Consider the following 9594-nt stretch of genomic DNA (forward strand, 5'->3'; position numbering starts at 1 on the left):
TGCTCGCTGCGCTGCTCGAACACCATCCGCACTGAACGCTCGCGCACTTCCGGGGCGTATTTCGTTGTCTTCTTCATGGCTCCATCTTCTCAAGAGTGGGAGCCTCCGCGAAACCCGGGGCGATTCATATTCCGATGGGCGTCGGTGTATCGATGAATGCAAAGGTCTTGCTTGGGGCGGTTTGGCTTGTCATTGCTGCTTGTTGAATATAGCAAGTTGCTATATTTTCGAGAAATGAAGCTGATTTCGAACAAGGCGCTACGCGATTTCGCCGCCGAGCACGCCGATGCTGAAGCGCCTTTGCAAGCGTTTCGACAACTGATCGAGAAAGGTAGCGACGCAAATTTTGCGGCTTTGAGGGCCGCGTTTCGCGGGGTCGACAAGGTGGGGGAGCGCTTTGTATTCAACATTGGCGGCAACAAGTATCAACTGATTGCTGCCATTGCGTTTGCCCCCCAGCTACTGTGGGTCAAAGCTGTGCTGACACACGCCGATTACGACAAAGGAGACTGGAAATGAGCATTGTCGACATCCTCGCCCCCTGGACTGCGGTGAATGACGCGCTGGGCTTGGCTACCCCGATCCGCGACGAGGCGCACCATGCCGAGCTGCTGGCCTTTGTGGATGAAGCCTTCGAGCGCTTTGGGGATGACGATGCCCACCCGATCTTCGGGCTGGTATCGATTGTGGCTGACCGTATCCGCGAGTATGAGGCGAGGGTGCATCCGTGGCCCGAGCTTCCGCCACATGAGTTGCTGCGCGCACTGATGGTGGAACACGACATCAAGCAGAGTGAGTTGCCGGAGGTGGGGCCGCAGCCGGTGGTGTCGGAGGTGCTCTCCGGCAAGCGGGCGTTGAACCTTCGGCAGGTCGCCGCGCTGGCGGCACGCTTTCATGTGCCGATGGAGGTTTTCACGGTGTAATGACCGCAGGGTGGGCGCAGACCACCTCAGCGCTCACCTGTCCGGACGTTTTTGGTGGGCTACCCCCGCCGCCCTTCGTCAGCACCCTGCAAGCCACCCAGGATGCGTCCGCTACCAGACCGGGCTGTCGGGAGAGCCTGGCGCCGATGCGGGTTGCGGGTCGGCGCCGGGTTTGCTCAGGACGAGCTCCACCCCGAGGATTCCGAGCAATTTCAGGAGTCGCCCGGCGCTGACCTTTTCGGCATTGCGTTCCAGCGCCGAGTAGGTCTGTTGCGTGACCCCCAGGCGCAGTGCCACTTCGCTTTGGGTCAGGCCGGCATTCTTGCGGAAGGCCTGCAGGAGCATGGGCAGTTGCTCCGCGGTGCGTACGGTAAAGTGTTCCATACAGGCCCCAGGCTGTATTTTCTATATACGCATCGTAGGCTGTAAATCTGCGATACGCAATACAGGCTGTACTACAGGGGGCCGGGCACCCTTACCCCAGGAACATCCGGTACGCCGGGTTGCCCGTCTCGTCCACATACTCATACCCCAGCCGCGCCAGGAAGCCCTGGAAGGCTTCGCGGTCCTGCGGGGGCACCTGCATGCCCACCAGCACCCGGCCGAAGTCGGCGCCGTGGTTGCGGTAGTGGAACAGGCTGATGTTCCAGTCGGAGCGCAGGGTGTCGAGGAAGTTGAGCAGGGCGCCCGGGCGCTCGGGGAAGACGAAGCGGTAGAGCACCTCGTTCTCGGCCTGGGGGGCGTGGCCGCCGACCATGTAGCGGATGTGGCTCTTGGCCATCTCGTCGTCGGTGAGGTCCAGGCAGGGCAGGTCGTGGCGTTGCAGCAGCTCGGTGATGCGCACGCCTTCGGCCCGGTTGTGCACGCCCACGCCCACGAAGATGTGGGCCTTGGCCGCATCGGCGTAGCGGTAGTTGAACTCGGTGATGTTGCGGTTGCCCAGCAGATCGCAGAACTTCTTGAAGGAGCCGGGCTTTTCGGGGATGGTCACGGCCAGCACGGCTTCGCGCTGTTCGCCCACCTCGGCGCGTTCGGCCACGAAGCGCAGGCGGTCGAAGTTCATGTTGGCACCGGAGGCCACGGCCACCAGGGTCTTGTCCTTGAGGGCGTGGCGCTTGGCGTATTCCTTGGCGCCGGCCACGGCCAGGGCGCCGGCGGGCTCGAGGATGGAGCGGGTGTCCTCGAACACGTCCTTGATGGCGGCGCAGATGGCGTCGTTGTCCACCAGGATCATCTCATCCACGTATTCCTGGCACAGGCGGAAGGTCTCCTCGCCCACCAGCTTCACCGCGGCGCCGTCGGCAAACAGGCCCACCGTGGGCAGCTCGATGCGCTTGCCGGCAGCCAGGGACTGGGTCATGGCGTCGGCGTCGATGGTTTCCACGCCGATCACCTTGATCTCCGGGCGCACCCGCTTCACGTAGGCCGCCACGCCAGCCAGCAGGCCGCCGCCGCCCACGCAGCAGAAGATGGCGTGGATGGGCTTGGGGTGCTGGCGCAGGATCTCCATGCCGATGGTGCCCTGGCCGGCGATCACCTCCACGTCGTCGTAGGGATGGACGAAGGTGAGCTTCTCGGTCTTTTCCAGTTCCTTGGCGTGGCCGTAGGCGTCGGAATAGCTTTCGCCGGCCAGCACCACCTCGCCGCCGTGGCGCTTCACCGCGTCGATCTTGATGGCCGGGGTGGTGGTGGGCATGACGATGACGGCGCGGGCGCCGAGCTTCTTGGCCGACAGGGCCACGCCCTGGGCGTGGTTGCCGGCCGAGGCGCAGATCACCCCGCGCTTGAGGGCCGCCGGGCTGAGGCTGGCCATCTTGTTGTAGGCGCCGCGCAGCTTGAAGCTGAACACCGGCTGCATGTCCTCGCGCTTGAAGTAAATCTTGTTGTGGATGCGCGCCGACAGGTTCGGAGCCAGGTCGAGGGGCGTTTCAATCGCCGCGTCATAGACCTGGGCAGTGAGGATCTTCTGGAGGTAGTCGGGGTGCTGCGCGCTCATGGCTGAACCTGCGTATCGGCTGGGGGAAGCACTGGAGGGTAGCAGCCGGAGCGCCCGCGCTGCAACATACGCACCTTTGCCCCATCGGAGCCTTCCATGAACCCCATCCAGCGCGCCGGCACCACGCCGCGTTATTCCGACTCCACCACCCACAACGGGGTGGTGTACTGCGTTGAAGTGCCCCCCGACGAAACGGCAGCCATTGCCGAGCAGACCCGCGCCATGCTGGCCAGCCTGGAAACCCTGCTGGAGCAGGCCGGCAGCGGCAAGGAGCGCCTGCTGATGGCCACCCTCTACCTCACCGACATGGCCGACTACGACGTGGTCAACGCCGTATGGGACGCCTGGCTGCCCGCCGGTACGGCGCCGAGCCGGGCCTGTGTGCAGGTGGTGCGCCTGGCCAAACCCGGCTGGCGGGTGGAGATCGCCGTGCAGGCAGCCCTGCGGGGGTAAGCAAGGGCAAGCGCCACCTTTCCGGGGCCAACTTGTAGGGGCGACTTGTAGGGGCGACTTCAGTCGCCCATCACGCTCCGATCACCGGCAGGCCGTTAATCGAAGTCCGCGGGCGACTGAAGTCGCCCCCACGCCGGAACCGACCCTGCCGGGATGAGTCCACACACTTGTTCCAGCAGCGCGCCGGCAAATCCCCATCAACCGTAAGGCTTTGTTTTTCGACAGAAGGCGGGGCGGTCCGCTAAAATGTTCCGTTCTCCGCTGCACAGACCCAGGTATCCCGATGACCCAGCGCCTGCGTGAAATTCCCTACAACTACACCTCGTTCTCCGACCGGGAGATCGTGATCCGCCTGCTCGGCCAGGACGCGTGGCGAACCCTCGATGCCCTGCGCTCCGAGCGCGTCACCGGCCGCTCCGCACGGATGCTCTACGAGGTGCTGGGGGATGTCTGGGTGGTCCAGCGCAACCCCTACCTGCAGGACGACCTGCTCGGCAACCGGGATCGCCAGGGCGCGCTGATCGGGGCCCTGCGCCACCGCCTGCATGAGGTGGAGAAGCGCCGCGAGGAGGCCAGCGCCGAAGACCCCGAGCGCAGCGCCAAGGTGGCCAGCCTGGTGGTGGCGGCCCACGGCGCCGTCGACCGCTTCGCCAAACTCTTCGAAGACACCGCCGAGCTGCGCAAGCGCGTGCAGCGCGAGCTGGTCCGCCACACCCGCAAGGACAACATCTGTTTTGACGGGCATGCCCGCGTGTCCCACGTCACCGACGCCACCGACTGGCGCGTCGAGTACCCCTTCGTGGTCCTCTACCCCGACACCGAGGAAGAGATGGCCCCGCTGGTGAAGAGCTGCATCGAGCTCGGCCTGACCATCATCCCCCGTGGGGGTGGCACCGGCTACACCGGCGGCGCCGTGCCGCTGGATGCCAAGTCGGTGGTCATCAACACCGAAAAGCTGATCTCCATCGGCCCGGTCGAGGAAGTGGTGCTGCCCGGCCTCAACGGCCCCATGAGCGCCCCTTACGCCACCATCCGCACCGGCGCCGGCGTGGTCACCGAGCGCGTCTCCGAAGCCGCTTCGGCCGCCGGTCGCGTGTTTGCCGTGGACCCGACCTCCGCCAGCGCCTCGTGCATCGGCGGCAACATCGCCATGAACGCCGGCGGCAAGAAGGCCGTGTTGTGGGGCACAGCGCTCGACAACCTGGCCTGGTGGAAGATGGTCACGCCGGACGGCAACTGGCTGGAGGTGGAACGCCTCGACCACAACTTCGGCAAGATCCACGAACAGGAAACCGTGCACTTCCGCCTCAAGCGTTTCGACGCCAAGGGCTACAAGTTCCTCTCCGAAGAAATCCTCTCCCTGCCCGGCGCCTCCTGCCGCAAGGACGGCCTCGGCAAGGACGTGACCGACAAGTTCCTGGGCGGCGTGCCCGGTGTGCAGAAGGAAGGCACCGACGGCCTCATCGTGGCCTCGCGCTGGGTGCTGCACAAGATGCCGCCCGTCACCCGCACCGTGTGCCTGGAGTTCTTCGGCCAGGTGCGCGAAGCCGTGCCGGCCATCGTCGAGATCACCGACTATTTCAAGCCCGGCGGTGCCGGCAACGCCGCCGGCGTGCTGCTGGCCGGCCTCGAGCACCTGGACGAGCGCTACGTGAAGGCGGTGGGCTACACCACCAAGGCCAAGCGCCACGGGCGGCCCAAGATGGTGCTGATCGGCGACATCGTCGGCCACGACGAGAACGCGGTGATGACCGCCGCCTCCGAAGTCATCCGCATGACCAACACCCGCGGCGCCGAGGGCTTCATCGCCGTCAGCCCCGAGCAGCGCAAAAAGTTCTGGCTCGACCGCTCCCGCACCGCCGCCATCTCCCGTCACACCAACGCCTTCAAGGTGAACGAGGACGTAGTGATTCCCCTGCCGCGCATGGGCGACTACTGTGACGGCATCGAGCGCATCAACATCGAGCTGTCCACCCAGAACAAGCTGGCCCTGTGCGATGCCCTCACCGAATACCTGCAGGGCGAACTGCCCCTGGACACCGGTGACGCCACCATCTCCCGTGACGAGCTGATCGGCGAACGCCGCAAGGATGCCCTGGCCTACGTGGCCCTGGTGCGCCGCCGCTGGCAGTGGCTGCTGGACAACCTTGACCTGCCCCTGGCCGAAGCCGAGCCGTACTTTGCCGAGTACGGCGTGGTGGCCGGCGAGCTGTCCAACCGGGCGGCCAATCCGCGCCTGTTCCACCGCCTGCAGGACTACTCCGTGCGCACCGGCTGGAAGACCGAGCTCAAGCCGCGCCTCGACAAGATCTTCGATGGCCAGCTGTTCGCGCCGGTGAGCGAGGGCATCAAAAAGGTGCACAAGCAGGTGCTGCGCGGCCGCGTCTTCGTGGCCCTGCACATGCACGCCGGCGACGGCAACGTGCACACCAACATCCCGGTCAACTCCGACAACTACGAGATGCTGCAGACGGCCAACAAGGCCGTGGACCGCATCATGGCCCTGGCCCGCAGCCTCGACGGCGTCATCTCCGGCGAGCACGGCATCGGCATCACCAAGCTCGACTACCTCACCGACGCCGAGATGGCCAACTTCTGGGCCTACAAGAACAAGGTGGACCCGGAAGGTCGCTTCAACCGCGGCAAGCTGATGAAGGGCGGCAACCTCGACAACGCCTACACCCCCAGCTTCAACCTGATGGGGCATGAATCCCTGATCATGGAGCAGACCGCCATCGGCGAGATCTCCCATGACATCAAGGACTGCCTGCGCTGCGGCAAGTGCAAGCCCGTGTGCTCCACCCACGTGCCCCGCGCCAACCTGCTCTACAGCCCGCGCAACAAGATCCTCAGCACCTCGCTGCTGATCGAGGCCTTCCTCTACGAGGAGCAGACCCGCCGCGGCGTGTCCCTGGCCCACTGGGCCGAGTTCGAGGACGTGGCCGACCATTGCACCGTGTGCCATAAGTGCGAGAAGCCCTGCCCCGTCGACATCGACTTCGGTGACGTGTCCATCAAGATGCGCAACCTGCTGCGCGAGCAGGGCAAAAAGTCCTTCAACCCCGGCAAGGCTGCGGCCATGGCCTTCCTCACCGCCAAGGACCCGGCCACCATCAAGCTGATCCGCAGCGGCATGATCGGCTGGGGCTACAAGGCCCAGCGCCTGGGCCACCGCATCGGCAAGAGCCTCGGGCTGATCCAGGAGCAGGTGCAGCACCCGCCCGCCACTCTGGGCAAGCCGGCCATCAAGGCCCAGGTGATCCACTTCATCAACAAGCCCATGCCGGGCGGCCTGCCCAAGCGCACGTCCCGCGCACTGCTGGACATCGAGGACGACGCCATCGTCCCGGTGATCCGCAACCCGCAGGTCAAGCGCGACGAGTCGGACGCGGTGTTCTACTTCCCGGGCTGCGGTTCCGAGCGCCTGTTCAGCCAGGTCGGCCTCGCCACCCAGGCCATGCTCTACCAGGTGGGTGCCACCACCGTGCTGCCGCCGGGCTACCTGTGTTGCGGCTACCCGCAGACCGCCGCGGGCGAGGAAGACGCCGGCCAGAAGATCACCACCGACAACCGGGTGCTCTTCCACCGGGTCGCCAACACGCTCAACTATCTCGACATCAAGACGGTGATCGTGTCCTGCGGCACCTGCATGGATCAGCTGCAGAAGTACCAGTTCGAGAAGATCTTCCCCGGCTGCCGGCTGCTCGACATCCATGAGTACCTCATGGAAAAGGGCCTCAAGCTTGAAGGCATCACCGGCACCCGCTACATGTACCACGAGCCCTGCCACACCCCGATGAAGGTTCATTCCGGCATCAAGGTGGCCAACGAGCTGATGGGCACGCGGGTGGATCTGTCCGACCGCTGCTGCGGCGAATCCGGCACCCTGGCCGTGTCCCGCCCGGATATTTCGACCCAGGTGCGCTTCCGCAAGCAGGAAGAGATCGAGAAGGGCGCCGAGAAGCTCCGCGGCGCCGACGCCGCCACCCCGGTGAAGATCCTCACCTCCTGCCCGAGCTGTCTGCAGGGCCTGTCGCGCTATTCCGGCGACGCGGGTGGCGTGGATGCGGACTACATCGTGGTCGAGATGGCCAAGCACATCCTGGGCGAAAACTGGATGTCCGACTACGTGGGCAAGGCCAACCAGGGCGGCATCGAGCGCGTGTTGCTGTAAGCCGCCCCTTCCGCCACCCGTAAAAGCACCAAGGCCCGCATGTGCGGGCCTTGGTGCTTTTACAGCAGGGTCAGACGGCGTTCAGTACCACATCACCTTGCCATTGCTGGTGTCGTAGAGGGCGCCGACGATGCGGATCTTGCCTTCGTCCTCCAGGGCCTTCAGCACCGGGCTCTCGTCGCGGATGCGCTGCACCACCTGCTTCACGTTCAGCTCGGTCACTTCACCCACGAAGGCATGGTTGTGGGAATTGCGCTCGCCCGGGGTCGACGCTGCTGCGACGGCCGGCTTGATCTTGCCCAGCAGGCCGGTCAGGTTACCCATCTTCACGTCGTCGCAGGCACCCTTCACGGCGCCGCAGCTGGTGTGGCCCAGCACCACCACCAGGCGCGAGCCGGCCACCTTGGAGGCGTATTCCAGGCTGCCCAGGATGTCCTCATTGACCGTGTTGCCGGCCACCCGTGCCACGAAGAGATCACCCACGCCCTGATCGAACACCAGTTCGGGTGCCGCCCGGGAGTCGATGCAGCCGACCACGCTGGCAAACGGGTACTGGCCGAGCGCCGTTGTCTGGACCTGCGCCTTCAGGTTGCGCCGGAGGGGCTTGTTGGCCGCAAATCGCGTGTTTCCGGCCTTCAGGATCTCCAGAGCCTTGTCAGGGGTGATGCTGGCCTGGACCGACTTGGTCAGCGTGGCACCCGCGGTGTAGGGCTTGGGTGTGACGGAGCCGCCGTGGTCGTCGCCGGCCAGGGCAGTCCCGCCGGTGGTGGCCAGGGCAAGTGCGAATGCGATCAGGTGCTTTGTCTTCATGGTGTCTCCCGGATGTTGTCGTCGAGCAAGGGCGGATGGTCCTCGCTCTGCAGGATTTCGAGCGCGACGACAGGAACTTGAGCCCAAATAAAAAAAATACTAAAAACGCGCAGCGTCGGAGGTGGGTCGAGTCTCCCGGCCGCGGCCTGAAAAGGCTTCGTGCTATTCTGCGACCCCCGTTTTTCCGGTCGCGCAAGCGGCGGCCGATCGAGCATGAGCGACGAACTGAATCCCGCCCCGCTGGCCGACCTGACCGAGGCGGCCCCGCCCGCCACGCCCACGGCGCCTACCCGCAGCCCGCGCAAGAAGAAGAGCGCCACCCCCCCGGCTGAAGCCCCGGCGGCGGCGTCCGCTGCTGACGGGACCGACGCCCAGCCCAAGCCCCGTCGTGCGCCGCGCAAGCCCCGGGTCAAGAAGACCGAAGCCCCGTCCGGCGAGGTCACGGCCGATCTGTTCGCGCTGACTGAAGGCTCGCCTGAGGCTGCAGCGGAGGTCGTGACGGAGGTGGCACCGGAACAGGCGTCCCTTGCCACCGCGCCTGCCGTGCAAGCCCTCGCCGAGCCTGCCCCCGTACCTCAGCCGGAGTCCGAGCCGCTTGCCGCCCTTGTCGTTGCGGGCGAGGTGTCCGGCCTTGCCGACGTGGAGTCTGACGACGTCCACGCCGACGTCACCTCCTCCGAAGGTGAAGGCCCGTCCGGCCCCCGACGCAAGCGCAAGCGCCGTCGCGGCAAAGGTGACGCCGACCGGGAAGCAGCCCGGGGCGAGCAGATCGAGATGCCCGGCCTGGCCGACGGTGTGGCCGGGCAGCCCGAAGCCGTACCGCTCGCCGAGGCACGGGTTGATGCCGTCGCGCCGCTCGACACCGACGCACTGGCCGCCGCCGATCCGATGCCCGAAGAACCGGCCGCCACACCCGAGCCCCTGCCGCCCCTCACCGTGGTCAGCCTGGGCCTGGAGCTGCCGCCGGTGCTGTCCACCGCGGCCCTTGAACGCTTGCGCGCGGCGCGGGTGATCCTCGGCACCGCCGACGCCCTCGACCGCCTCGCCGGCCTCGGCCTGGACGCGCCCCAGCAGCTGTGCGCCGCCGATTCCGCCCATATGGATGTGCGTGCCGCCGGCCACGCCGGCAGCGTGCTGGTGGTGGTGGGCGACGGCGCGGGCGATGGCCCGGCCCTCGAACTGCTGGCCGACCTGGGCCCCGCTTACGTGCGTGTGCTGCCCGGCGTAGATCGGAAGAG

General features: G+C 66.1%; 7 protein-coding genes and 1 pseudogene. 5 read left to right on the plus strand and 3 right to left on the minus strand.

Features of this window, described 5'->3' with window-relative positions; translation table 11 throughout:
• The first annotated feature begins 234 nt into the window (after positions 1-234).
• Together J0L98_RS20220 and J0L98_RS20225 are read left to right on the plus strand one after the other, a co-directional pair.
• Positions 235-519 carry a type II toxin-antitoxin system HigB family toxin gene (locus J0L98_RS20220; protein ID WP_296413867.1) on the plus strand — a complete coding sequence of 95 codons (285 nt, stop codon included), beginning with the start codon at positions 235-237 and terminating at the stop codon, positions 517-519.
• Entirely contained in the window at positions 516-923 is a 408-nt protein-coding gene (locus J0L98_RS20225; RefSeq protein WP_296413870.1) for a transcriptional regulator, read from the plus strand. Before J0L98_RS20220 ends, J0L98_RS20225 begins: the two co-directional genes overlap by 4 nt.
• A 111-nt stretch (positions 924-1034) precedes the next feature.
• Here J0L98_RS20225 and J0L98_RS20230 read toward each other — a convergent pair whose 3' ends face one another.
• The gene (locus J0L98_RS20230; RefSeq protein ID WP_296413872.1) at positions 1035-1307 is read right to left on the minus strand and encodes a helix-turn-helix transcriptional regulator; all 273 of its coding nucleotides are present in this window, start codon (positions 1305-1307) and stop codon (positions 1035-1037) included.
• Between the two features lie 91 nt (positions 1308-1398).
• On the minus strand, positions 1399-2919 hold the full coding sequence (gene ilvA / locus J0L98_RS20235) for a threonine ammonia-lyase, biosynthetic (RefSeq protein ID WP_296413874.1): 1521 nt from the start codon (positions 2917-2919) through the stop codon (positions 1399-1401).
• Positions 2920-3015: 96 nt separating this feature from the next.
• On the opposite strand from ilvA, the gene J0L98_RS20240 reads away from it, so the two are divergent.
• Together J0L98_RS20240 and J0L98_RS20245 are read left to right on the plus strand one after the other, a co-directional pair.
• Positions 3016-3372: a RidA family protein gene (locus J0L98_RS20240; RefSeq protein WP_296413877.1), complete on the plus strand. Its 357-nt coding sequence runs from the start codon at positions 3016-3018 to the stop codon at positions 3370-3372.
• Positions 3373-3655: 283 nt separating this feature from the next.
• Positions 3656-7546: an FAD/FMN-binding oxidoreductase gene (locus tag J0L98_RS20245; RefSeq protein WP_296413879.1), complete on the plus strand. Its 3891-nt coding sequence runs from the start codon at positions 3656-3658 to the stop codon at positions 7544-7546.
• Between the two features lie 81 nt (positions 7547-7627).
• Here the strand turns inward: J0L98_RS20245 and J0L98_RS20250 are convergent, their stop codons facing one another.
• A complete protein-coding gene (locus J0L98_RS20250) occupies positions 7628-8356 on the minus strand; it encodes a carbonic anhydrase family protein (RefSeq protein ID WP_296413881.1) in 729 nt (242 codons plus the stop codon).
• A 213-nt stretch (positions 8357-8569) separates the two neighbouring features.
• On the opposite strand from J0L98_RS20250, the pseudogene J0L98_RS20255 reads away from it, so the two are divergent.
• A pseudogene (locus J0L98_RS20255) lies at positions 8570-9594 on the plus strand (hypothetical protein); the annotation flags it as partial.

Source organism: Zoogloea sp., from assembly GCF_017302315.1.
Classification (GTDB): domain Bacteria; phylum Pseudomonadota; class Gammaproteobacteria; order Burkholderiales; family Rhodocyclaceae; genus Zoogloea.